Origin of the sequence: Paenibacillus allorhizoplanae, assembly GCF_927798215.1 — a bacterium.
Taxonomy (GTDB): domain Bacteria; phylum Bacillota; class Bacilli; order Paenibacillales; family NBRC-103111; genus Paenibacillus_E; species Paenibacillus_E allorhizoplanae.
On the sequence record NZ_CAKMMW010000014.1, the window covers coordinates 159,897 to 182,158 of the forward strand.

The window sequence follows — 22,262 nt, forward strand, 5'->3', positions numbered from 1 at the left end:
CTCGTAGCTAGCTATACAAATGTGGAAAAAGAGGAGGCGTCTCCCCTTTTCCCTACCCTATTTATTTTATTACACCGTCACCCTGCAACTGCTTCGTATAATTGGCAATCGCATCGTTCAGCTTGAATTTGTCCTGCAGCGTCTTCACGTACGTATCCCAGTTCGTTAAAGGCTCTTTGCCCGTTACAAATTTGAGCATCATTTCATTGGCATATTTGAGGCGATCTTGCGACATCGGATCAGCCGGATCGTCAAAAACACGTGGATTTACGTTGTTATCCTTCAAATAACTCGTGTTAATCTTCTGGTTCGCGTTCGTGATATCAGGTTTTTGGAAGTCGAAGTACACGCCATCCGTCGCTTTGCGAACGAAAGCATAGTTATAGCGCCACTCAATTTCCTTCTCGTTATAAGTGGATCTATCAATTAGCTTCGGTGTGCCATTCGTCGCGGTAAAGGACTTATCTTTGATCCCATATGCAAGGAATGGATACGCATCTTTATTGGTATATAGATATTGAATGAACTGCATCGCACGCTTCGCTTTGCCTGCATCCTTCATCGCTTCCTTGGAAAGTCCAATGAGTGACTGCTGGAATGGTTTTACGTCAAGAATTTGATCCCCATACGGCCCCTTTGGAGGCGCGATTTGCTTCCAATCCGGCACACTGCCACCGGCATCCTGCATTTTCTTCGTTTCCGCAGGCTCCGAACGGCGCCAGTCTTCGATCATAATACCAACCTTGCCTTGGTACATTTTATTATCACGTTTGAGTCCGTCGTCGATCGTTACCCAGTCAGGGTCAACCACTTTCGCATCGATCATTTCTTTAATAAACGTCAGCGCTTCTTTCGTTTTCGCGTCGGTGTTGTAGACAACCACCTTACCGTCTTTGACATCTACAAAGTTAGGCTGTACACCGTACATCCAGAAAATCTGTTGGAAGCCTTGCGCACCACTCGTGCTATAACCCAGTGAGCCGTCCTTCGGCAGCATCGCGACATAACCATACGTATCGTTCTTGCCATTACCATCTGGATCGTTAAAAGTGAACGCTTTCATAACGTTGAGCAATTCTTGTGGATTCGTCGGAACCGACAGGTTCAACTTTTTGAGCCACGTATTATTGATCCACCAACCATTTACGCCTCCAACGGCTTCGGAAGCTGGTAAACCAATCGTATGACCTTTATATTTCATAGGCTCGAGGCGCGAAGGGTCGAATGCTTTCGGAAGCTCTGGGAACTCCTTCAACAAATCATCGAGATCGGCTAGCAAGCCTTGATCGTAATATTTAATCGCAGAGGCACGGTCAGGAAAAGAGACAATATCAGGAATTTGATTGGAGGAGATCAGCAGATTGAGCTTATCCTTCCAATTCTCGCCGCCCATGATCATATCGAGATCCATATTGTTGTCTTTCTCGATCATTTGACGGATCGGATCCTGCTCTTTCGCTGGCATTGGCGTTGTTAACCGATAACCGACTGTATTATAAAAGCTAACTTTATACTTCTTATCAGCTTCCACCGGCTTTGCCGTTTGCGTGGCTCCAGTAGAGGGGGCAACGCTCGCGCTTGGTGAAGCCGTATTCTCAGCCTTGCTGCAGCCTGCAGCAACAACCCCTAGGATTACAGTCATACTAAGCAACGCACTTGCGTGATTCTTTTTCATCTTGAACCTCTCCCTTTAGTCTATTATACATGCTATATCGAGAGTTGCCTCTAGATATCATCGCGATTTTGGCCCCCTATTAACCTTTTACAGAGCCAAGCAGAACACCTCGGGTAAAATGCTTCTGGATGAACGGATACACAACCAGAATCGGTAACGTTGTAATGGCGACTGATGCCATTTGAACCGAAATTGGGTTTACCGAGTTAGCAGCTTCTGCTGCGTCCCCGCTAATTGCGACAGAGGCGAGTAAGATCTGCCTTAGAAATAGCTGAACAGGCTGATTCTCTGGGGTGTTGATGTAGAGCAGGGCATCGAAATAACTATTCCAGTGCCAAACCGCATAGAAAAGGCCAATTGTCGCGATAATCGGTACAGACAACGGGATTACGATGCGTACCAGGATGGCGATTTCACCCGCTCCATCGATTCGAGCAGCTTCATCAATAGCCTCTGGCAGCTGTTCGAAAAAGCTTTTCACAATCATGAGATAGAACGCATTGATCAATCCGGGAATAATGAGTGACCATTCGGAATCGAGCAGTCCTATATTTTTCACGAGCAAGTACCCCGGAATAATGCCGCCGTTGAACAGCATGGTGAATACGATGAACAGCAGGAATGGGCTTCGACCAGGCAACGCTTTGCGCGAGAGCGGAAGTGCTGTGATTACGGTGAACACTAAGTTCAGCAGCGTACCGACAATGACACGAAAGAGGGTCACTTGGTAGGCGTCGAGTAACCGGCCCCCTTGCATAATCTCTCGGTAAGCCGTCAATGTGGTATGCGTCGGGATAATAACCAGCCCGTCTTTCTTAATGAACTCGGATATCGGTGTTAGTGAGACGCTGATGACATACAGGAAGGGCAATACACAGGAAGCAGCGAGCAGGCTGAGCAGCAAATAGTTAACGCCTTGGGCGAGCCGGTCGCCTGTGGTCATGTGACGCATGGATGATTCCTCCTTCTACCAGATTTGTCCGTCGAATTTTTTGGCAATCCGATTCGCACCCAGTACAAGCACGAAGCCGATTACTGATTTAAACAACCCGACAGCGGTAGCAAGTCCAATACGTCCCTCTTGTAAACCGACCCGATACACCCATGTCTCGATAACATCGGCCTTCTCTTGATTAAGCGGATTGAGCATAATGAAGATTTGATCAAAACCAACATCAAGAATGGCGCTGAGCCGCAGCACCAGCATGAGGATAATGACGTTGCGAATACCTGGCAGTGTAATATGCCATAACTGACGGGACTGAGAGGCGCCATCCATCGTTGCTGCTTCGTAAAGGCTCGGATCGATACCCGTGAGTGCTGCCAAGTAAATGATGGCCCCCCAGCCGACTGACTGCCAAATATCCGTTGTTACGATAAGGGTTCGGATCAGACCAGACTCCGTTAAGAAGGATATGCGGTCTAAGTGGAGGGCGGTTAACAACTGGTTAACGAGCCCTGTTCCAGGTGCGAGGAACGCAACCAGCAAGCCGTAAATTATGACCCATGACAGAAAGTGAGGCAGGTAGGTCAGGGTTTGAATGGTTCTTTTGAACCCCGCCCCAGTAACGGCATTAAGCATTAACGCTAGAATAATCGGTGCTGGAAATGAAAAGACGAGCTTGTAAAACGAAATGAGAATGGTGTTTCCGATAATTTGCTTGAAGTACACACCATCGAAAAATAGCTGAAAGTTCTGCCAGCCGACCCACGGGCTTTCCCAGAGTCCTTGCAGGACGTTGTAGTTCTTAAATGCAGCGGCGATGTACACCATCGGCACATATTTGAATACCGCAAAGTACAGCAAGCCCGGAATTAATAGGGAATACATCACACCGTATCTTCGCAGCAGGTTCATCGTTCGATGCATGAGCTGCCTCTCCTCTCTCTGTTTGTTATACCTTCATTGTAGCGCCGCGGAAGGAGCGATCCTTTTCATATCTTTGGCAGATGGTCTAAAATCTTCGGAAATACGAAAGCCGCCTCCTAGTTGGAGACGGCTTTGCTAGATCAATTATCGACGAGCTTGATGTAATCGTAGGCTAATGGAATTCGGATGTTATATGATCGGCTTCCCTCCCGTTCAAGCACGGCGCACAGCAGGACGGCAGGCATTCCGCTCTCGTCGAACCATAGCTGGGGGCGTTCCAGTCTGAGGACGGATTGTGCGACCTGATGAGCCCAGGGAATTTGTAAATCGAAAGCCAGTACATGCCGCGATGGTCGCCATGAAATTCCGTCTGATGATTCAAATAAGGCCACAGAACCACGTTCAGATTTCGTAAAATAACCTTGAAAATCCTTCATCAATGCATAGTACGCATTGCCCTGACACCAAACACAAGGGTCCTCTACCGCCCAATCGTTCGTTGGGTTCGTTACTGTTGGGGCTGGCTGCTTGCGGAATGGTCCAAGCGGATGATCAGCAAAGGCAACACCAGCGTTAACAGCTCCACCCTTTGGCGGAGGGCCCTCAGCCACACCTTTGTACATCATCAGGATACGGCCGTCAGCGGACACACACACCGTAGGGTTGCTCGTCATGAGTCCATCCCACTCTTCTGGGGAGACATCGAGCACGGGCGACGTCCCTCGAGTCCATGGACCAGCGGGATGATCGGCCACAGCAACGCCGATACGTTGATGGTTGCGATACGCCCACCAAGTTGCCTCATCGGCAGGTTGGTCGAGATCAAACTCGGGGCCATGCGTTCCCATGTAATACAAGTAATAACGATTACCATAGCGCAAAATGGCTGGATTGTGTGCCACATCCTTGTCCCAGCTCGCTACGCCATCTCTACATGTCCAAACCGTATCCACGTGATGGAACGGACCCAACGGATTATTGGCAACCGCATAGGCGATTTCGGAATGCGTGGCCCATGCCTCAAAACCAGCACGTTCAGGCCAACGCGAATAATACAAGTAAAACCTCCCCTCCGCATCTTGTGTCATCGATCCACACCAAACATGCCATCCATCTAGCTCGAACTTCGCCCCAGCCGGCACGGGCCGAAGCATCTCCTGAAAATTCATGCACACCTCTCCTAGCTGTGTAAGGGTTTACATTCATACAGAACCAGTGTAAGGCGTCTACCGCGCGGAAAGGTTTCATATTTTCGTAAGTTGGTTTGAAGTTTTGGGATGTATGAGTAGCGGATTGATGTGTAGTTCGCGGGGCAGCCGGGAGTTGGGGGGAACAAAAAAAAGACCAGCTCCTATGAGCTGGCCCTATAAAAGCTACTAGTAAGTCAAACCTAGGTAAAGCGGGAATTGTGCCGTTAGATCAGACACCATGCCACGAGCTTTCTCAAGCGTAGCTTCGTCTTTCGGATTTTTCAAAGTAAGACCGATAACCTTCGCGATTGTTTTCATCGCTTCTTCGTCCATGCCGCGGGAAGTAACAGCTGGTGTACCCAAACGGATACCGCTTGTTACGAACGGGCTAGTTGGGTCGAAAGGAATCGCGTTTTTGTTCGCTGTAATACCGATTTCATCCAAAACGTGCTCAGCGTCTTTACCGGAGATGTTCAGGTTACGCAAGTCAACCAACATCAAGTGGTTGTCTGTACCGCCGGAAACAAGGTTGATACCTTCAGCTGTCAGAGCAGTCGCCAATGCTTGAGCGTTGTTGATGACATTTTGACCGTAAACTTTGAAATCTGGTTGAAGAGCTTCACCAAAGGAAACAGCTTTAGCCGCAATTGTATGCATCAAAGGCCCACCTTGGGAACCAGGGAATACCGCTTTATCAATCGCTGCAGCCCATGCTTTCTTCGTAAGAATCATACCGCCGCGAGGACCACGAAGCGTTTTGTGTGTTGTAGTTGTTACGAAATGTGCATGTGGCACTGGGTTCGGGTGCAAACCAGCTGCTACTAGACCTGCAATGTGCGCCATATCAACGAAGAACAATGCACCTACATCGTTAGCGATGGAAGCCAATGCTTCGAAATCAATCGTACGCGGGTACGCACTTGCACCAGCAACTAACATGCGAGGCTTATGTTTGAAAGCTGCTTTACGAACATCATCGTAGTCGATGCGGAAATCTTTTTCGCTTACGCCGTAAGCTACGAAGTTGTACAGAATACCGGAAGCATTTACTGGGCTACCGTGTGTTAAGTGACCACCATGCGCAAGGTTCATACCAAGAACCGTGTCACCAGGGTTTAGAGCAGCCAAGTAAACAGCCATGTTCGCTTGTGCACCGGAATGCGGTTGAACGTTAGCGTGCTCAGCACCGAAGAGCTCTTTCGCGCGATCACGAGCGATATCTTCCACGATGTCTACGTACTCACAGCCACCGTAGTATCTTTTGCCTGGGTAACCTTCAGCATATTTGTTCGTAAGTACAGTACCCATAGCTTCAAGAACCGCTTGGCTCACGATGTTCTCGGAAGCAATTAGCTCAATTTTGTCGCGTTGACGGCCAAGCTCAAGGTTCATTGCTTCTACGATTTTCGGATCTTGCTTGCTCAAAAAGTTTGTCATATGGAATTCCTCCTAAAGATGATAGTTAACATGTAATTAGCAATCTGCATCAGGTGCAGCTTGTTGATAAAGTTGATCCGCCAGATCTGCGGAATATACAGCTCTAGTACCACCGATGAGCTTCGGTCTAGCGAATGCCATCGTGACATAAGCCTGGCCAATATGGCGAACCGGCGGCCTTACGGGAACAGCGACTCTGCGCAGATGCATCCCAATCAGCGTTGAGCCAATATCGATGCCTGCATGCGCTTGAATCGTCTCGACAACAACCGGCTTCACGAAGTGTCTGTACGCATAAGAAGCCATCGAACCCCCAGCCTTCGGCACGGGAATCACAGATACCGGTTCAAGCTGCGGCGCCAGCGCCAGCAACTCTTCCTCCACAATCAGCGCACGATTCAAATGCTCGCAGCACTGATAGGCTGCATGCAGCCCGAACTCCCCGCAAATGCGCGCAACCGTCTCAAAAATTGGCTTCGCTGCATTAAGCGTACCCGATGTTCCAATCCGATGCCCGAGAATTTCACTCGTACTCGTACCGATCACAAGAATGTTACCGGGGCGAAGCCCGCCCACTGTAACCAGCTCACGCAGATTCGCTTCCAAAGCTTCTGCTGCTGCTATAGGGTCAAATACGGAATCACTCATTAATCATCCTCATTTCTAGGGATGTACCGTGAAACGATCCTCGATGCTCTGCAATTTATTGATGCGGTTCTTATGGCGGACACCTTCTGAAAACTCGGTTTCCAACCAAATTTTAACAATTTCCTCTGCTACCCCAGGTCCAACAACTCGCTCACCCATCGCTAGCACGTTCGTATCATTATGTTCGCGCGTCGCTTTCGCGGAGAAGAGGTCATGCACAAGTGCACAGCGAATTCCCGGAACTTTATTGGCAGCAATAGACATCCCAATGCCAGTTCCACAAAGCAGAATACCTTTATCTGCCTCTCCTGAAACGACTTTTTCGCAAACTTGAAGTGCATAATCCGGATAATCGACGGAGTCGCCGCAGCTGCATCCGAAATCGATCACTTGATGACCTAATGATTCAATAAAAGGAATGATAACATCTTTCAAACGATAGCCTGCATGATCTGCACCTAAAGCAATTTTCATGAATAAAACGCTCCTTTTTGACTGTTTGAATTCGACCATCCTATTATATCCCAAAGCTCACCAAAAACGAAAAAAAGAGCGCACACGCTAAAAAACGCGCGTTGCTCTTTTGCCCAGGCGACCGGCCGTATAGCTCAATGCTCCATTGTGGTTACTCCCACTCGTCGCCAGTTACATTGAGTCTTGCTTGTTATTTGTATTTTATCGCATTCCTAGCGATGTGTAAAGATCTATCGGCCTAACCCACTGAGGGCCTTTATGGAAAAAGCAAACGTCCGAGTTAACCTCGGAAGGCTATCGTATTTTTTTAACCAATTTATCTAGGCTCCGACTAATTTCCTCGGCTGTATACTTATAATCCGCTAGTGAACCGCCATAGGGATCCGAAATATCATAATCAGGGATCGTGTTTTCCAGCGCATACATGCGGCTTCTTTCTTCCACAGATACCGTCTGAGATAGCGATTGTTTGAGCTGAAGCTCTGTCGCAAGCTGCTCTCGCTCTTCAATCGCCTTGAGAATGCGAGCATCGTCCTCTACATACTCTTTGAGTGTATACGTCTTCTCGACCGCATGAGGAAAGCGCCCAATCACGGTACGTTTATGCCCCGTCGTCATCGTCAAGACCAGGTCAGCCCAATCGACATCCGCAGCGCTAATCGCTAGTGAACTAATCGATTCCTTAAAACCCGCTTCATGAAGAAGTGACTGGCTGTTTCTCGATATCGGACCACCCGTCATCGCAGATACACCTGCCGAACGAACCTCCGCCGCAAGCCCCTCTTGATGCACCCTCATACGCAGCAAACCTTCAGCTAACGGACTGCGGCACGTATTTCCTGTACAGACAAATAGAATTCGCAACATGAAATCCTCCCTAGAATAAACGGCTACATCACCGTTCGTACTTACATGTATTGTATCATAGTAAAAACTTGATCCCAAACCCTAATAAGATAAGTCCACCGAATGCCTCACCATATTCCCCGACCCAACCGCTAACTCTTCTGCCTAGCAGCAAGCCCGCTATCGAGAGCAAGCCGCCAAATAGACCGAAGATCAGTACGGTAAGCACAATGTCCGTGGCAAACATCCCAAGAGAAACGCCCACTGAGAAGGAATCTATACTAACACTGAGGGCAAAAATAATAAGCCCCCATAACGTCCGATGATCGAAGGCCGAAGCCTCTTCCCCGCGTATCGAGCTATATACCATATGTGCGCCAAGCAAAATAAGTAAACATCCCCCTGCCGCCGTAGCGACATTCCCAAGAAGGAGGGAGACATACTGCCCCATAAACATCCCCATCAATGGCATGAGCACGTGAAAGAGACCGATAACAATGCTGATTTTCAAGATATCCATCAAACGAATGCCCTTCATCCCTATGCCAATTCCCAATGAAAAAGCATCTAGGCCCAAAGCAATCGCCATTATTCCAATTGTCATGAGTTGCCCAACTTGTACCCCAGATGCGAGCATAGCACGATCCCCCTTGTCCACGATTCTTTCTCAAGATATGCGGACAAACTGGGAATCATGCTAATTTAGAGGATGACCCGCTCGTGGCCTGCTGCTTTGAGCAGTCGATTCATAATGGCGCTGCCAATCCCTGCATCTGGAACACCTTCTGCAACAATATAGCTAATGCCTTTATGATCAAAAGTCCGCAGAGCGGCATAGAGGTCTCGAGCTATCGTTTCTGGCTGTGATAAGGAGCCGCAGGCGACAACGAGATCCGCTTGGTATCCGCCTACTCTTTCTTCAAAAGTCAGGATGCCCGTCGACTCTCCCCGTAACTTTGCGGCATCGATATCGCGTTGAATCCACGCTATGACTTTCAACTCGTCGTCCCCTTGAACGATGTGCATATAGCCTTTCGGCGCATAGTGCGTGTACTTCATACCTGGCGCACGAGGCGTATCCGCAGCTTCAACCTCTGTCGGTTCAGCCACATGAATATGCATGTCTGGCAAAACCTCCTGGAGCTGCTCCACAGTCACACCACCTGGCCGCAACACGTATAACTCACCATCTACAAGTTGAATAACTGTTGATTCTACACCGACACCCGTTGCACCACCGTCTACAATCCCGCCAATCTTGCCATCCAAATCATCACGCACATGCGAGGCCAGCGTAGGGCTCGGTCTACCCGAGCTATTCGCGCTCGGCGCCGCGATCGGAAGTCCCGCTTCTCGCAGCAACTGTAGGGCCACCGGATGATCAGGTATACGGATACCGACCGTTTGCAGTCCAGCTGTAACGAACGGCGAAAGGCTACCTGCACGTACAGGTAGCACAATGGTTAATGGTCCAGGCCAGAAAGCCTTCATTAGCGCCCGATGATAAGCTGTGAGACTATCTGACTGAACAAGGCCTGAGAGCTGCGTCGCATCAGCGATATGTACGATTAGAGGATTGTCGGAGGGCCTCCCTTTTGCGGCAAAAATCTGCAGAACCGCTTCGGTATTCGTCGCATCGGCACCAAGTCCGTAAACCGTTTCAGTCGGAAAAGCGACTGTATCCCCTTGTCGCAAGAGACTTGCTGCCTCTGCTATATCCTGAGCTGACTCTCTTTGCTCTCCTTGATCCACGTTCCAATAGGTTGTCACAATCACTCTCATCCTTACTTGTATGAAATAAAATGTACATTAGCTAAACCATGAAAAGATCGCCTTAAACATTTCCCAGATAAAGAATTTCACTTTCGGTTGAGCTGGCTCTTCGGTCGTGGAAGTTGAAACTGAAGCTGCTACGACCTCAACTTTAGCGTCCTTCTTAGCAACTTTCTCTGTAGAAGCAGCTTTGTCCTTGCTAGTTTTAGCCTTATCTTCTTTAACCGGTTGCTTTTCCTTGCCGTTCTCATCCGTTGTTTTGGCCACTACAACTGCTGCCGAAGCAACCGCTTCACCCGATACGGAATCTACAAAGCATAACGGTGGAAATAAGACACACCACCAATTTTGTCCTTCACCAGAACCAATCACAACACGTAAAGCTTCATAATCCCCAGCTGGGTAGACATCGTTACCGTACATTTTGGTTGGAAAAGGGACAACACCTAGCTCCACTGTATGCGGGTAGTTGTAGCCGCGGGAGGCAATCATCTCGCCAACAAGTTGATCGAATTCAGGCAAGTGCGCATTCACGACCGCTCTAGCCTCGTCCAAGGAATGTGGTCCAACAACCCAATCCGCCATACGGGCAATAATCGCATCGCGAATCTCGCGTTTCAAGGCTTGGTCCTGCGCAGAATCCGAGTTTGCTAGAATACGCAAACGAATCGACTCTTCTGGTATCGTAGGCGAAATAACCGCCGCATTCGTACGATTGGATTCCCAACACATAATCATAAGTATAAGTGCAAAAACAATGAATGATAAGCTCTTAACTGAGTGGCGCTCCGTTCTCTTAACCATGGAGAGTAGCCCCTTTCCCGTTCCCGTCATCTACTAGCCAGTATGGACAATAGTGGGTGGGGCTAAACCTATGACTCTATTATTTTTTGCAAAATGATAGAGTTGGTGTCCGAATAGAGAGAACAAGTGAGGTAGCCGATCTCGGAGAATCGGCTACTCGGAAGCGCGTATCGCGATCACGTGGCGATCGATCCCCTGGAGATCCTGCACGAAGCGGATCTCCGTCCAATCCGCGGCGGCGCGCAGCAACGCCGCAACCGCCTCCGCCTGCCCGATGCCCACCTCGAACCCGACCACGGTCGGGATTCGTGGCAGCCGGTGCAGCTGCGAAACCAAACGGCGGTAGAGGTCGAGTCCCTCGACACCGCCGAATAGAGCTGTGTGCGGCTCGAATAGCCGCACCTCGGGCATCAGCTCCGGCAGGTCGCCATCCGGGATGTATGGTGGGTTCGACACCACCATATCCGGCGCGAGCCCGCGCTCAATATAAGGCTCGAGGAGGTCGCCCTCGAGCCAAGTTATCCGCGCAGCCACATCGTGGCGCTGCGCGTTCTTGCGGGCCATCTCCAGCGCTGCCGCGGAGATGTCGCTGGCTGCCACGCGCCACGCAGGGCGCGCGTGTGCGATTGTCACCGGGATGATGCCACTCCCGGTGCCCACATCCGCAAGCAGCGGAGCGCCTTGCGGGAACAGACGCGAGCCCTCGTGGAGCATCGCCTCCACGAGCAGCTCGGTCTCCGGCCGCGGGATCAGCACGGCCGGCCCGACTTCGAACGGAAGGCCGAAGAAATCCTGCTCGCCGGTGATGTACTGCACCGGTTCACCCGCGGCCTTCCTTGCAACTAGCTGGTCCCACGTAGCGACCAGCTCTTCCGGCATCTGTTCCTGCCACCAGCGGAACAGCAGTTCAGTCCGCGTGCAGCCTCCTAAGAGGTGCTGCAACAATAACTCCGTGCAAGACGAAGCCTCTGCGACGCCTTGCTCTGCTAAAAAAGAAGAAGCCTTCACAAAGGCTTCTCTCACACTCATGTTGGCAGTTGTCATTACATCGCCTCTAAAGCATCGGATTGTGCAGCAATCGTTAACGCTGACACAATTTCCGCCATATCGCCGTTCAGCACCGTCTCCAAACGGTGTAACGTTAGGCCGATACGGTGGTCGGTAATCCGGCTTTGCGGGAAGTTGTACGTACGAATACGCTCTGAACGGTCGCCCGTTCCGACTTTGCTTTTACGCTCGCCGGCATATTTCGCTTCTTCTTCTTCACGCAATTTATCTGAAATCCGCGTACGAAGTACGCGAAGCGCTGACTCTTTATTGGAGTTCTGTGATTTACCATCCTGACACGTTGCGACGATACCCGTTGGTACGTGGGTTACACGCACAGCGGATTTCGTTGTATTAACGGACTGACCGCCTGCTCCACTGGAACAGAATGTGTCTACGCGAATATCCGCATCGTGGATGACGATTTCCACATCTTCTGCCTCCGGCATAACAACAACCGTCGACGTGGAGGTGTGGATCCGTCCACCGGATTCCGTTACTGGAATACGTTGAACACGGTGCGCACCGCTCTCGAACTTGAGCTTGCTATAGGCACCTTTACCCGTAATCATGAAAATTATTTCTTTAAATCCGCCCAAATCATTCACGGATGCATCCAAAATCTCCGTTCTCCAACCTTGCGCATCCGCATAACGCGTATACATCCGGTAGAGGTCGCCTGCGAACAGCGCAGCTTCATCGCCACCTGCCGCGCCGCGAATTTCCACGATAACGTTCTTGTCATCATTAGGGTCTTTCGGCATCATCAAAATGCGGAGATGTTCTTCGAGTTTAGCGGATTGCTCGCTAAGCTCTTCGATCTCCATTTTGACCATTTCGCGCATCTCATCGTCCAGCTTCTCATTCTGCATCACTTTCGCATCAGCCAGCTGTTCGCTCACACTCTTATATTCATTATAAGCATCGTAAGCTTCTTGAAGATCAGATTGCTCTTTGGAATACTCTCTTAGTTTCTTCGTATCACTCGTTACATCCGGGTCACACAATAACTCGCTTAGTTTGTCGTAGCGGTCCACAATGGACTGAAGTCGATCCAACATAGGGGATCACTCCTTTCTTATTTTTATAATTAATTAAACGTTGAAACGGAAATGCATAACGTCGCCGTCATTTACTACGTACTCTTTACCTTCAAGGCGAACTTGCCCTTTTTCCTTCGCACCCGCCATGGATCCTGCAGCAGCCAAATCGTGATAAGATACAACCTCTGCACGAATAAATCCACGTTCGAAATCCGTATGAATGACGCCAGCCGCTTGCGGAGCTTTCGTTCCTTTACGAATCGTCCATGCTCTAACTTCTTGAACTCCAGCTGTGAAATACGTGTATAAGCCGAGTTTGCGATAAGCAGCTTTAATCAATCTATTCAAGCCGGACTCTTGAAGTCCCAACTCTTCCAGGAACATCGCTTTTTCTTCGTCTTCCAGCTCAGCAATTTCGGATTCAACCTTCGCGCTAATGGAAACAACTTCGTTGTTTTCTTTCTCTGCGAATTCCTTCACAATTTTAACGTATGCATTATCGTCCGCCGTTGCAACTTCATCTTCACTCACGTTTGCCGCGTAGAGCACAGGCTTCATCGTTAGCAAATGTAGATCGCGAACCAGAAGGCGCTCATCTTCTGTCAAATCCAAGCTGCGTGCTGGCATATCATTATATAAGGCTTCTTTGATACGTTCCAAACATTCAACTTCAGCAACCACTTTCTTGTCGCCGCCTTTGAGGTTTTTGCGTGAACGCTCGATCTTTTTATCAACCGACTCAATGTCTGCCAAAATCAATTCAAGATTAATCGTCTCGATGTCGCCAATCGGATCAACTTTCCCTGAAACGTGAGTAATATTATCATCCTCAAAACAACGGACAACATGCACAATCGCATCAACTTCGCGGATGTGTGCTAGAAATTTATTTCCAAGGCCTTCGCCTTTGCTCGCACCCTTAACTAAACCCGCAATGTCAACGAATTCGAAGGCTGTCGGCACGATGCTCTTAGGCACAACGATTTCCACCAGCTTCTGCAATCTCTCGTCTGGTACTTCTACTACCCCAACATTCGGATCGATCGTACAGAAAGGATAATTCGCAGATTCTGCTCCCGCCTGTGTAATTGCATTAAACAATGTCGATTTTCCTACGTTCGGTAGACCGACGATACCTGCTTTCAAAGCCATTGTCGTTACAACTCCTTAATTTTCGAAAATCATCCTTCTTATTATATAGTACTTAGCGGGCAAAAAAAAGCCTGCAAGCTATTGATTGGCTGCAGACTTTTTTTCCATTGCGTTTTTGAACTCTTCATCCCGCTTCTGTTCGAAGTAGGTTTGGATCTGATTTCGAAGAATAAACCCCCGTAATGCATTGCTTTGCTCGGCAGGAATGCTTTCGAAGCTGGCTCCATAATAGTAGCCGTCTTCCTGCTTTTCTTTCCTTATAATTTCCAACCTGCACGGCATCTCAAAACCTAAATCCAGCTCAACTTGCAACATACATTTCTTATAGAGAATACCATCGATCATCGAATTATCATTAATGATAAAACCAATTCCGTTCATGGAAATGTTTTTTATCGAAATTTCAATTGGATTTTCCAAGTGATGCTGCTCTTTTTGCGTAATATTTTGAAATCCTACAATGTATCCTACGTTCTTCACATCGACCCGCGGGAACTCCCGTTTCTCCGAAAACTTCTTCCGATTCTCAGGTGGATTGATCACGATCAGTGAACCAGGCTCTCTAGCTACGACTGTCGAATGAAAAACGAATAGACCCGATTTCGTGTATAACGTCATTTTGGTCTTATCACCAAGTTGAAATACCTCATATTCCGGCAGCTCGATCTCCATGATGTCTCCTTGTGCATAGGTAAGAATACCTGTTGACACGAAATCATCTTTCGCCACTACAGCTCGGCAATTTATCAATACCTCCGCATCATATCCTTCTTTACTCCCATATCGCTTCAAAGCATCCTGCTTCATTGCCATGCTCATCTTCACCCTCCCTTAATAATGGATTTCATAACACTTTTCCGCACAAAATAGACTGCCCCCACTTAGGGACAGCCTATCACCTCAATCAAAAAAAGCATCGATTTTCGGTAACCAGGCTGCCATAGTTCATAAGAACCGTAGACCCTCAGCTTTGCGTCCTTGCCTTTCAGCAAGTTTGCCATTGTCGAACCTTGCTATTCATTTATATAGATATAATCGTTTCTGGTCTAAATGATCTATCTTTCGTCCAAACTGGTCTAAAAGACCCACTGTACTCACCATTATACGTAGCTTATGCACTTCTTTCAACTAAAATCCTTGCATGGACAATGTTTTTATTGTATGAATGTGTAGTGGAATTGAATATCCACAGGTTTATAAGTTATCCACATTGTTATCCACAGCTTGTTAACAACGAATATTTGTTCGGATTTTTATACACATGTGGATAAACTATTATTGCGAGGTGTCCCCCTGTGGATCAACATATCCCTTGGATGAGAGAAGCGATCGGTGAGGCGCTGAAAGCCGAAGCCATCCGCGAAGTTCCGATCGGCGCGGTCGTCGTCCATCAAGGTCAAATCATTGGCCGCGGCTACAATTTACGTGAAACAACCCTTGATCCGCTTGCGCATGCAGAGATGATTGCTATTAAACAAGCGAGCGAGCATTTGCAGGCTTGGCGTCTTCTGGACTGCCAGCTCTATGTGACATTAGAGCCATGTCCGATGTGCGCGGGTGCGATCGTGCAAGCACGAGTGCCTCAAGTTATTTATGGTACGGTAGATCCGAAAGCCGGCTGTGCGGGAACATTAATGAACTTGCTGCAGGAAGACCGGTTTAATCACCGGGTCGATGTGGTTAGCGGTGTTTTGCAAGAGGAGTGTTCCACGATGTTAACGCAGTTTTTCAGGAAATTACGGGGCAAAGCCTAGGGGGCTTTGCCGTTCGGATTATTTGCTGGCTGTAAGGCTTCGGCTAGCACTACGAGCTTGCTCATCGTATTCCAATTACGTGTCGTCGTACGATCGCCAAGTTTCTGAATGTTGCTCGCTAGCTTCGAATCCAACACACTTTGCCGAAACAGAAAATAAATGGTGCAGCCCCGTATCTGAAATTCATCTACTTCACTCTGTCCCTTGGATAAGATGTCGGTGAATGTCTGCGGGGCTTCTTCTGTAAGCACGGAGATTTGAATGCTCTCCCCTTCGGACAAAGCTTCTGCGTCATAGGGGCAATTCCTTACAAGTTCAGTTAGCTCCGCCGCGGTGCGCAAAATAATAGTAGGTGCTACACCTACCGCATCGCTGATTGCTTTTTCAATACGCGGACGTAGGGTTTCTCCCGACTCTTCTGATTGGAACAGCACATTGCCGCTTTGCAAATAAGTCTGTACTTGCGCTAATTTTAAGGCCTCTAGCGTCTTTTTCAAGTCGGACATTTTAATTTTGTTCTTGCCCCCTACATTAATTCCACGCAGAAAACCAACATAAATCGTCATTGTGGCTTGCCTCCCTTACTTTAATTGTATGGAACGAATGATAAAGAAGATGATCGTGCCAAACAGTATCACTAGGATGAGCCCTAGCACCCACCAATTGAGGTCAGTGTTGCCCTCTTTCGCACTTTGGATAACAGACCATTCAATAAAGCCAAACAGAATGACAATCACTGCTTTTAAAATATTCATAAATAAACGAGCATTCTGGTATTGTCCTCTGGCATTCTTGGCTGTAATAGGAGTCGGATTATTATACACATGAGGGACCTTGCACCTGCTTTCTATTTTCTTTTTCCACTATGTACTTTCCTTGCTCCAAATCAAACCTCCTGCTTGCACATGGGCTAAAATGGTTGCACCTCTAAAACATCTCGTGTTAGAATGACGATACTATGCGCCCGTAGCTCAGCAGGATAGAGCAACAGTTTCCTAAACTGTAGGTCGTACGTTCGAATCGTATCGGGCGCGTATACGAAATTAATTCGCATTAAAAAAGACGATAGCTAATCGGATAATCCCCGACTGCGATCGTCTTTTGTTTTATGTTGATATAGGAATAAATTTGGTGCGGTTGGTGCAGCCGTATTGCCCTTGTCTACTAGTACCAAGGATAGTAAGGATAAAATGGCCGGTAGTATGGGAAAGGTCTAAAGAACGGAAATCCAAAAAGAAGAAACGGAAAATGCTGCCGACGAAACCGGCGGTATCCATAACCAAACGGTTGTCTGTAGGGATCCGTTTCCCTTCCCTCGCCACCAACCTCTTCTGGAACTAACATCGTGACGCCTTCATTATCCATACCATCAATAATTCCCTCAATTTGTGACCCATCTTTCATATGTGCAATAACATGGTAATTCATATATTTGTTACAATGTGCCTTTACGTCGCCACTTATGTGACTAGCTTGAATAGGATTCATTGCGGACACGCCTATCCCTCCTTCTTTAACTATCCATAGGATATTCGCCCACTAAAAAACGGTTACAGCTTTTTTGCCTTTGCATATTCCTTTTGACGCCCAGTTAACAAAAGAACGATAATAGAGTTATCACTGATTAGAAAGGAGTCCTCGCTCCGATGACAACTCGCGCTATTTCATCTTATCGCATCCCGCTCTTCTGTGCGGTCACAATGCTGTTCTGGATGTCGATGTACACAAGTGTTCCGATCATGGCGCCTTACGTAGAATTCCTCGGGGGAAGCCATCAACTGGCCGGCTGGATTGTCGGTATGTACGGCATCTCGCAGATGCTCCTCCGCATACCCGTAGGCATTATGTCAGATCGCTTTCATAAAAGAAGGCTGTTCATCACCTTCGGTCTCCTCTTCACTGCCATTACGGGACTCGGTCTGTGGTTCACGCACGATTTTACATGGATCTTGATCCTCCGAGCACTTGCAGGGGCAGCTGCAGCGACTTGGGTTGATTTTACGGTACTATTCACAAGCTATTACAAGCATGAAGAGTCTACGAAGGCGATCGGTACGATCTCCTTTTTCAACTCACTCGGTCAGGTGCTGGGCATACTTAGTGCAGGCTGGGCAGCAGACAAGCTGGGTTGGGAATCCGTGTTCATTCTCGGCGCAATACTTGGTCTGTTAGGCATGATCGGTTCCTTCTTCCTCATCGAAAAAGTAGAGAAAGACGCGCCCAAAATCACCATGCGCGGAATCGGAAACGTGGCGACGGATCGCACACTTCTCTTTGTCTCTCTGCTCGCTATCTTATCGCAGGTGTTGATATTTGCTACGGTGTTCGGTTTCACGCCGGTTTATGCGATGCAGCTTGGCGCAGATAAATTCTCGCTCTCCTTGCTTTCTTTATTCGCGAACGTTCCTGTTGCACTAGCCTCTTTATTCGGCGGAAGGCGTTGGGCGATGAAATATGGCGAGAAACGCATGGTTGTAGCCGGCTTCCTTCTTATGGGGATCTTCACCTTAACGGTGCCGTTCACCCATCATCTTTGGCTGCTCATGATTACACAGGCATTCGCCGGTTTTGGTCGCGGACTTTCATTTACCCTGCTCATGGGGATGAGCATTAAACATATGCCTGCGGATAAGCGAGCGACAGCAATGGGCTTTTTCCAAGCGATTTATGGACTCGGTATGTTCGTAGGGCCTGTCCTTATGGGCATCATCGGTGACTATTTCTCACTGAATGAGGGCTTTATTGTACTTGGCGTCCTCGGTGCCGGCAGTGCACTACTCGCCTATCTGTTCGTACAGAGCTCCGCTAAGAAACAGCCTCTGGGGACAAACAAACCTACAATAGCGCAATGATAGTTAAGAGCGAATCTCACGATTCGCTCTTTGTTCACCCTGCCGCTCGGCATCAAGATTGCGCAGGTAACGATCGAGTACGAGATGAACTATGGCGTTGCGATGGCAGGTGCCGTCATTGCTACAATCCCTGTGCTTGCCGTCTTCATTTACTTCCAGAAAAATTTTACCCAAGGGATCACGATCGGTGCGATGAAAGGTTAATTAATACTTGAAACGATCTACATGCATTCGTACATCATCTGTGCGCGTTTTCTTTTTGAACTTGCTGAATGTCCGCTCCTGATTTAAACTACGATTGCGCAATGCTAAGAGTGAATCTCACGATTCACTCTTTTTTTTCATACATGTGCAGGGGTAAGATGGGTTGGCCTCGTCTATACATGCGGAGAGGAGGAGAAGCATATTGAGGAGAACATACTAATTGATCGTATTCTTAAAGGCGATGAAGCGGCATTCCGTGAGTTAATTGCAAGGTACCGTCCGTATATTTTGCAGACGATCTCTGCTATTGTTCGTCATCAGAAGGACGCCGAAGACTTGTCCCAAGAGGTTTGGACCCGCATCTACTTCTCCCTCCCTCGGTATGAAAAGAAAGGTCTGAAAACCTGGATGACCCGCATCGCTGTGAACCGGGCTATTGATTTCAAACGCGCCACCAGTCGGCGCAAGGAGGACAGCGTCGCCGAATTCGAGGAGGCACTGTCTTCAGCAGGACCAGCGCCTCCAGAGCAGAGTGTGGAGCAGGAAGTGTTGATCAGAGAAACGACGGAATTCGTTCGTCACAAGCTCCATCAGATCCCAGCAAACTACCAAGATGTGTTATTGGCCTACTATATTCATCAACAATCGTATCAAGATATTGCCGATGCTCAAGGCATTACAATCAAGACGGTCGAATCAAAGCTATACAGAGCCAAGATGTGGCTCCGAAATCATTGGAAGGAGGAGGAGTTTCGATGAAGGGTCATCATTTTAACCAACAAGCGTGGTTGCAGTATGTGGAGGAGCGTCTGCCGTTACAAGAACAAGAAGAGATGGAAAGTCATCTATATCAATGTGAAGAGTGTCTAGCCAACTATATGCAGTGTGCGGAGCAAGTAATTGTCGTACCAGACATGGACGCTAAACAGACAACAGCCTATGTGAATGGCATTATAGCCCGAACGGTAGGAATGAAGCCTGCTTGGCATCGCTCGACCATATTCCACTATGGGGTTGCGGCTGCCGCGACGCTTGTGCTTGTGGCGACTGGCTTTTTCCATGGCTTATCACAGGAATTAGGAACGTTCAGTGCCTTCAAGCCCGCTCCTCCTCTAGAAGCGCCTGCCTCACTTAAAGCTCAAGTGCCGATATCGGATCAACTCATTCATAAAACACTAACATGGTTAGACACCTTACAAATTGAACACAAAAAAGGAGGCCTAGAGCCTTAATGCCTACCAAAAGTAATCTTGTTGCATTCCTACTATCCTTCATACCCGGAGTGGGTCATTTGTATATGAACCGTACCATCCGCGGCTTGCTATATGGCTTCCTATTCTTCGGACTATCTTTCCTACTCTTTTTAGGAATTGTGTCCCATGATGGCGATGAATTCGCCTTTCTGCTTATACCTATCGGGCTCACATGGATCATCAATATGGTCGATATGGTTATCTACTTATTGAACGCTCCAGCTCCAACGCCAATGCCATTTCCAACAACCTATCATCAACCGATGCCAGCTTATAATGGTCCTTATCCACCTGAGCAAGAGGTGGTGCCATCTTGGGATACCGCCTCCTATTATGCTCAACTTGCAGGAAGGCAAGAAAGATCTAAAGTTCTCATGCTCTCCTTCATTCCAGGTGTTGGCCATTTCTGGCTTGGTTTAATGCAAAGAGGCCTTACAGCCATGATCTCCTTCTTCGGAATAGCCATTCTCGTGTTCTTCATCGCCATTCTGACGCATAATGAAGGTTTTATCGTGTTCCTATTGGCGTTGCCAGTGCTCTGGTTTTACACCATGTTCGATGCGCTGAAGCAGCTAGATCGCAGACAAGCTGGGCTAGAGCTCATAGATCGCAGTATGTTTGAAGATTTCCAACGCGATGAACATGGACGCAAAAATCGGACCCTTGCCACGATTATCGCCATTTTCCCCGGTGCGGCGCACCTGTACTTATCGATGACCAAACGCGGTATCCAGCTGATGGCTGTGTTTCTTTTTTCCATTTACGTGTTAGATGTGCTGCGACTGTCCCTTTTCTTCTTTTTGATCCCGATTCTATGGTTCTTTAGCTTTTTTGATGCCCTGCAGAGTATTTCTAAGTATGAAAATGGGACTTTAACTGACAAGCCTCTCGTTGAAAACTGGACAGCCTACCAACGCTATATTGGCGCTGTTTTGATCGTTTTTGGCGGTTATTACATCTTCAGCGACGTCTTTGTGCAGTTTATGTATCAGTTCCTACCCGCTTCGCGGAATTACATCTATTTGATCAACAACTTCAGCCAAACCTTCATTGTCGCAGTGCTCCTCATCGGAGGTGGCATTCGATTAGTAATGAATCGGAAGCAACAAAACACCATAGACAACGAAAAAAAGAACCCCTAAGGGTTCTTTTTTCTGTCGGCATTGATGATATTTCTTTGAACCTTGTTACTCATAAAACTTAAGTTAAATCTGCGTATAAAACACGGTAAGTGTCTTTAGCACATCGCCCTCCAGCCTGATTATAACAGGTAGAAAAGTCCTCTTTGCAACGGTTGTTTCGCTTTCGCTAATTGCTCCAACGGAACCACACCTCTCTGCTTGCCGACAATAATAGTATGACCGGTTTCCGTTTTTTTAATCATGTTTTATTAAAAAAATTTCTTTGCCTATTATCCGCCGTGTCCATGCCCTTCCGCAGCGTGCCCACCATGATGATTCTGGTTCTTCACTTTCTTAGATCCAGACAACGGCTCCTGATTGCCACCCGCGTTGTTTCGGTTTTTTACATTGCCATTATTAATGAGATTGTCGCCTGCGGAATAGTTCTTAGGTTTAGACATAGCTCTTCATCCTCTCTTTTACGAGTTTGTTCCTTCATGATTTAGAGCATCCTGATGCCGATGGTCATTGACCTTCTGCTGGATCTGCTGCGCATTATGCGCACCCACTGGATCGGCATCCAGATCTTTGGCCACATTTTGCAAATTTTTATCCGGACTCTTTTGCTTCGTCATCACGGTGTCCTCCTTCTTACTTAAACGTTGGTGACCTTCTGCAAGGCCTGTGCACATTCATGAATATGACGCACATAATCATCGATTAGCGACTGTACAACATCGCTGCGTTCGTCAATATGCGTCGTTCCCTGCTGTACATCCGTTAGCTCAACCTTCACTTCTCTGGCATCCACATACGTCACTTTAAAATCAAACGAATACCCGGTATGCCCCGCCGTCATAATGTGCACGCGGATCGCATCCGCATCACCTTCATCTGCCCATACCCTTGTTTGATCGGCAGGCTGCAGGACCGTGGGCATGACGTTCATCCACTCTTTCACGATTTCAGCTTGATTCACGCTAGGCTTATCTGATTTGCTCATAGGTAACACCTCCACATGATTAAAATGCGGAAGCCGCACGTGTTTTATCCATGTAAAAAAACACCTACTCCCCAGCACGAATCAGATTCGTGCCGAGAGGTAAGTGCTAATTGCAT

Annotated in this window: 28 protein-coding genes, 1 tRNA gene and 2 riboswitches; of the genes, 7 read left to right on the plus strand and 22 right to left on the minus strand. The window is 48.0% G+C overall.

Annotated elements, in window-relative coordinates; all coding sequences use genetic code 11:
* Positions 1-61: 61 nt before the first annotated feature.
* The 15 genes from L6I86_RS21865 to L6I86_RS21935 form a co-directional block, all read right to left on the minus strand.
* Positions 62-1,675, minus strand: a complete 1,614-nt coding sequence (locus tag L6I86_RS21865) for a type 2 periplasmic-binding domain-containing protein (protein WP_236290491.1) — start codon at positions 1,673-1,675, stop codon at positions 62-64.
* A gap of 79 nt (positions 1,676-1,754) precedes the next feature.
* Positions 1,755-2,627: a carbohydrate ABC transporter permease gene (locus L6I86_RS21870; protein WP_171633376.1), complete on the minus strand. Its 873-nt coding sequence runs from the start codon at positions 2,625-2,627 to the stop codon at positions 1,755-1,757.
* Positions 2,628-2,642: 15 nt separating this feature from the next.
* Positions 2,643-3,545 carry an ABC transporter permease gene (locus L6I86_RS21875; RefSeq protein ID WP_236290492.1) on the minus strand — a complete coding sequence of 301 codons (903 nt, stop codon included), beginning with the start codon at positions 3,543-3,545 and terminating at the stop codon, positions 2,643-2,645.
* A 140-nt stretch (positions 3,546-3,685) separates the two neighbouring features.
* On the minus strand, positions 3,686-4,714 hold the full coding sequence (locus L6I86_RS21880) for a glycoside hydrolase family protein (protein WP_236290494.1): 1,029 nt from the start codon (positions 4,712-4,714) through the stop codon (positions 3,686-3,688).
* Positions 4,715-4,921: 207 nt separating this feature from the next.
* On the minus strand, positions 4,922-6,172 hold the full coding sequence (locus L6I86_RS21885) for a serine hydroxymethyltransferase (RefSeq protein WP_276574884.1): 1,251 nt from the start codon (positions 6,170-6,172) through the stop codon (positions 4,922-4,924).
* 36 nt (positions 6,173-6,208) lie between these two features.
* Positions 6,209-6,820, minus strand: a complete 612-nt coding sequence (locus L6I86_RS21890; RefSeq protein ID WP_236290496.1) for a TIGR01440 family protein — start codon at positions 6,818-6,820, stop codon at positions 6,209-6,211.
* A gap of 15 nt (positions 6,821-6,835) precedes the next feature.
* Positions 6,836-7,294, minus strand: a complete 459-nt coding sequence (rpiB, locus tag L6I86_RS21895; protein WP_236290498.1) for a ribose 5-phosphate isomerase B — start codon at positions 7,292-7,294, stop codon at positions 6,836-6,838.
* A gap of 104 nt (positions 7,295-7,398) precedes the next feature.
* A riboswitch (ZMP/ZTP riboswitch) is annotated at positions 7,399-7,479 on the minus strand.
* 109 nt (positions 7,480-7,588) lie between these two features.
* A complete protein-coding gene (locus L6I86_RS21900) occupies positions 7,589-8,161 on the minus strand; it encodes a low molecular weight protein arginine phosphatase (RefSeq protein ID WP_236290500.1) in 573 nt (190 codons plus the stop codon).
* Between the two features lie 55 nt (positions 8,162-8,216).
* The gene (locus L6I86_RS21905; RefSeq protein ID WP_171633386.1) at positions 8,217-8,777 is read right to left on the minus strand and encodes a manganese efflux pump MntP; all 561 of its coding nucleotides are present in this window, start codon (positions 8,775-8,777) and stop codon (positions 8,217-8,219) included.
* Positions 8,778-8,842: 65 nt separating this feature from the next.
* Positions 8,843-9,922 carry an L-threonylcarbamoyladenylate synthase gene (locus L6I86_RS21910; protein ID WP_236290502.1) on the minus strand — a complete coding sequence of 360 codons (1,080 nt, stop codon included), beginning with the start codon at positions 9,920-9,922 and terminating at the stop codon, positions 8,843-8,845.
* A gap of 27 nt (positions 9,923-9,949) precedes the next feature.
* Positions 9,950-10,717 carry a stage II sporulation protein R gene (gene spoIIR / locus L6I86_RS21915; protein ID WP_056611746.1) on the minus strand — a complete coding sequence of 256 codons (768 nt, stop codon included), beginning with the start codon at positions 10,715-10,717 and terminating at the stop codon, positions 9,950-9,952.
* 153 nt (positions 10,718-10,870) lie between these two features.
* Complete coding sequence (prmC, locus tag L6I86_RS21920; RefSeq protein ID WP_236290504.1) at positions 10,871-11,761, minus strand: peptide chain release factor N(5)-glutamine methyltransferase; 891 nt, start codon at positions 11,759-11,761, stop codon at positions 10,871-10,873.
* Complete coding sequence (gene prfA / locus L6I86_RS21925) at positions 11,761-12,825, minus strand: peptide chain release factor 1 (protein WP_056611751.1); 1,065 nt, start codon at positions 12,823-12,825, stop codon at positions 11,761-11,763. The genes prmC and prfA overlap by 1 nt, the downstream gene beginning before the upstream one ends.
* A gap of 33 nt (positions 12,826-12,858) precedes the next feature.
* Complete coding sequence (gene ychF, locus L6I86_RS21930; protein WP_236290506.1) at positions 12,859-13,959, minus strand: redox-regulated ATPase YchF; 1,101 nt, start codon at positions 13,957-13,959, stop codon at positions 12,859-12,861.
* Between the two features lie 78 nt (positions 13,960-14,037).
* Positions 14,038-14,778 (minus strand): PilZ domain-containing protein, encoded by a 741-nt coding sequence (locus L6I86_RS21935; RefSeq protein ID WP_236290508.1) that lies wholly within the window; start codon positions 14,776-14,778, stop codon positions 14,038-14,040.
* A gap of 103 nt (positions 14,779-14,881) precedes the next feature.
* Positions 14,882-14,968, minus strand: a riboswitch (cyclic di-GMP riboswitch).
* 286 nt (positions 14,969-15,254) lie between these two features.
* Between L6I86_RS21935 and tadA the strand changes: the two genes are divergently transcribed.
* The gene (gene tadA / locus L6I86_RS21940) at positions 15,255-15,713 is read left to right on the plus strand and encodes a tRNA adenosine(34) deaminase TadA (RefSeq protein WP_327205090.1); all 459 of its coding nucleotides are present in this window, start codon (positions 15,255-15,257) and stop codon (positions 15,711-15,713) included.
* Here tadA and L6I86_RS21945 read toward each other — a convergent pair.
* Together L6I86_RS21945 and L6I86_RS21950 are read right to left on the minus strand one after the other, a co-directional pair.
* Positions 15,710-16,279 carry a DUF1697 domain-containing protein gene (locus L6I86_RS21945; protein WP_236290509.1) on the minus strand — a complete coding sequence of 190 codons (570 nt, stop codon included), beginning with the start codon at positions 16,277-16,279 and terminating at the stop codon, positions 15,710-15,712. The genes tadA and L6I86_RS21945 overlap by 4 nt on opposite strands.
* A gap of 15 nt (positions 16,280-16,294) precedes the next feature.
* Entirely contained in the window at positions 16,295-16,537 is a 243-nt protein-coding gene (locus L6I86_RS21950) for a hypothetical protein (RefSeq protein ID WP_236290511.1), read from the minus strand.
* Positions 16,538-16,673: 136 nt separating this feature from the next.
* Between L6I86_RS21950 and L6I86_RS21955 the strand changes: the two genes are divergently transcribed.
* Positions 16,674-16,747: transfer RNA gene (locus tag L6I86_RS21955), tRNA-Arg, on the plus strand.
* 130 nt (positions 16,748-16,877) lie between these two features.
* Here the strand turns inward: L6I86_RS21955 and L6I86_RS21960 are convergent.
* Complete coding sequence (locus tag L6I86_RS21960) at positions 16,878-17,210, minus strand: hypothetical protein (protein WP_236290513.1); 333 nt, start codon at positions 17,208-17,210, stop codon at positions 16,878-16,880.
* 149 nt (positions 17,211-17,359) lie between these two features.
* On the opposite strand from L6I86_RS21960, the gene L6I86_RS21965 reads away from it, so the two are divergent.
* From L6I86_RS21965 to L6I86_RS21985, 5 genes are all read left to right on the plus strand, one after another.
* On the plus strand, positions 17,360-18,565 hold the full coding sequence (locus tag L6I86_RS21965; protein ID WP_236290515.1) for an MFS transporter: 1,206 nt from the start codon (positions 17,360-17,362) through the stop codon (positions 18,563-18,565).
* A 30-nt stretch (positions 18,566-18,595) separates the two neighbouring features.
* Positions 18,596-18,769 carry a hypothetical protein gene (locus tag L6I86_RS21970; protein WP_236290517.1) on the plus strand — a complete coding sequence of 58 codons (174 nt, stop codon included), beginning with the start codon at positions 18,596-18,598 and terminating at the stop codon, positions 18,767-18,769.
* A gap of 228 nt (positions 18,770-18,997) precedes the next feature.
* Positions 18,998-19,528 (plus strand): RNA polymerase sigma factor, encoded by a 531-nt coding sequence (locus L6I86_RS21975; RefSeq protein ID WP_276574886.1) that lies wholly within the window; start codon positions 18,998-19,000, stop codon positions 19,526-19,528.
* A complete protein-coding gene (locus L6I86_RS21980; RefSeq protein WP_236290521.1) occupies positions 19,525-20,001 on the plus strand; it encodes an anti-sigma factor in 477 nt (158 codons plus the stop codon). The genes L6I86_RS21975 and L6I86_RS21980 overlap by 4 nt, the downstream gene beginning before the upstream one ends.
* The gene (locus L6I86_RS21985; protein WP_236290523.1) at positions 20,001-21,164 is read left to right on the plus strand and encodes a hypothetical protein; all 1,164 of its coding nucleotides are present in this window, start codon (positions 20,001-20,003) and stop codon (positions 21,162-21,164) included. The genes L6I86_RS21980 and L6I86_RS21985 overlap by 1 nt, the downstream gene beginning before the upstream one ends.
* A gap of 119 nt (positions 21,165-21,283) precedes the next feature.
* On the opposite strand, the gene L6I86_RS35700 is transcribed toward L6I86_RS21985, so the two are convergent.
* From L6I86_RS35700 to L6I86_RS22000, 4 genes are read right to left on the minus strand one after another with little or no spacing between them, the layout of a single operon-like run.
* Positions 21,284-21,406: a hypothetical protein gene (locus L6I86_RS35700; protein WP_276574885.1), complete on the minus strand. Its 123-nt coding sequence runs from the start codon at positions 21,404-21,406 to the stop codon at positions 21,284-21,286.
* 27 nt (positions 21,407-21,433) lie between these two features.
* Positions 21,434-21,604 carry a small acid-soluble spore protein P gene (locus L6I86_RS21990; RefSeq protein WP_236290527.1) on the minus strand — a complete coding sequence of 57 codons (171 nt, stop codon included), beginning with the start codon at positions 21,602-21,604 and terminating at the stop codon, positions 21,434-21,436.
* Positions 21,605-21,622: 18 nt separating this feature from the next.
* Positions 21,623-21,778, minus strand: a complete 156-nt coding sequence (locus tag L6I86_RS21995) for a hypothetical protein (RefSeq protein WP_236290529.1) — start codon at positions 21,776-21,778, stop codon at positions 21,623-21,625.
* A 20-nt stretch (positions 21,779-21,798) separates the two neighbouring features.
* Positions 21,799-22,146 (minus strand): hypothetical protein, encoded by a 348-nt coding sequence (locus tag L6I86_RS22000; RefSeq protein ID WP_236290531.1) that lies wholly within the window; start codon positions 22,144-22,146, stop codon positions 21,799-21,801.
* Positions 22,147-22,262 lie beyond the last annotated feature (116 nt).

What these genes read in the sequence shown, in the direction of transcription:
- L6I86_RS21865 (WP_236290491.1), bottom strand. Translation starts at nt 1,675, where the DNA reads ATGAAAAAGAATCACGCAAGTGCGTTGCTTAGTATGACTGTAATCCTA.
- L6I86_RS21870 (WP_171633376.1), bottom strand. Translation starts at nt 2,627, where the DNA reads ATGCGTCACATGACCACAGGCGACCGGCTCGCCCAAGGCGTTAACTAT.
- L6I86_RS21875 (WP_236290492.1), bottom strand. Translation starts at nt 3,545, where the DNA reads ATGCATCGAACGATGAACCTGCTGCGAAGATACGGTGTGATGTATTCC.
- L6I86_RS21880 (WP_236290494.1), bottom strand. Translation starts at nt 4,714, where the DNA reads ATGAATTTTCAGGAGATGCTTCGGCCCGTGCCGGCTGGGGCGAAGTTC.
- L6I86_RS21885 (WP_276574884.1), bottom strand. Translation starts at nt 6,172, where the DNA reads ATGACAAACTTTTTGAGCAAGCAAGATCCGAAAATCGTAGAAGCAATG.
- L6I86_RS21890 (WP_236290496.1), bottom strand. Translation starts at nt 6,820, where the DNA reads ATGAGTGATTCCGTATTTGACCCTATAGCAGCAGCAGAAGCTTTGGAA.
- rpiB (WP_236290498.1), bottom strand. Translation starts at nt 7,294, where the DNA reads ATGAAAATTGCTTTAGGTGCAGATCATGCAGGCTATCGTTTGAAAGAT.
- L6I86_RS21900 (WP_236290500.1), bottom strand. Translation starts at nt 8,161, where the DNA reads ATGTTGCGAATTCTATTTGTCTGTACAGGAAATACGTGCCGCAGTCCG.
- L6I86_RS21905 (WP_171633386.1), bottom strand. Translation starts at nt 8,777, where the DNA reads ATGCTCGCATCTGGGGTACAAGTTGGGCAACTCATGACAATTGGAATA.
- L6I86_RS21910 (WP_236290502.1), bottom strand. Translation starts at nt 9,922, where the DNA reads ATGAGAGTGATTGTGACAACCTATTGGAACGTGGATCAAGGAGAGCAA.
- spoIIR (WP_056611746.1), bottom strand. Translation starts at nt 10,717, where the DNA reads ATGGTTAAGAGAACGGAGCGCCACTCAGTTAAGAGCTTATCATTCATT.
- prmC (WP_236290504.1), bottom strand. Translation starts at nt 11,761, where the DNA reads ATGACAACTGCCAACATGAGTGTGAGAGAAGCCTTTGTGAAGGCTTCT.
- prfA (WP_056611751.1), bottom strand. Translation starts at nt 12,825, where the DNA reads ATGTTGGATCGACTTCAGTCCATTGTGGACCGCTACGACAAACTAAGC.
- ychF (WP_236290506.1), bottom strand. Translation starts at nt 13,959, where the DNA reads ATGGCTTTGAAAGCAGGTATCGTCGGTCTACCGAACGTAGGAAAATCG.
- L6I86_RS21935 (WP_236290508.1), bottom strand. Translation starts at nt 14,778, where the DNA reads ATGAGCATGGCAATGAAGCAGGATGCTTTGAAGCGATATGGGAGTAAA.
- L6I86_RS21945 (WP_236290509.1), bottom strand. Translation starts at nt 16,279, where the DNA reads ATGACGATTTATGTTGGTTTTCTGCGTGGAATTAATGTAGGGGGCAAG.
- L6I86_RS21965 (WP_236290515.1), top strand. Translation starts at nt 17,360, where the DNA reads ATGACAACTCGCGCTATTTCATCTTATCGCATCCCGCTCTTCTGTGCG.
- L6I86_RS21980 (WP_236290521.1), top strand. Translation starts at nt 19,525, where the DNA reads ATGAAGGGTCATCATTTTAACCAACAAGCGTGGTTGCAGTATGTGGAG.
- L6I86_RS21985 (WP_236290523.1), top strand. Translation starts at nt 20,001, where the DNA reads ATGCCTACCAAAAGTAATCTTGTTGCATTCCTACTATCCTTCATACCC.
- L6I86_RS35700 (WP_276574885.1), bottom strand. Translation starts at nt 21,406, where the DNA reads ATGATTAAAAAAACGGAAACCGGTCATACTATTATTGTCGGCAAGCAG.
- L6I86_RS21990 (WP_236290527.1), bottom strand. Translation starts at nt 21,604, where the DNA reads ATGTCTAAACCTAAGAACTATTCCGCAGGCGACAATCTCATTAATAAT.
- L6I86_RS21995 (WP_236290529.1), bottom strand. Translation starts at nt 21,778, where the DNA reads ATGACGAAGCAAAAGAGTCCGGATAAAAATTTGCAAAATGTGGCCAAA.
- L6I86_RS22000 (WP_236290531.1), bottom strand. Translation starts at nt 22,146, where the DNA reads ATGAGCAAATCAGATAAGCCTAGCGTGAATCAAGCTGAAATCGTGAAA.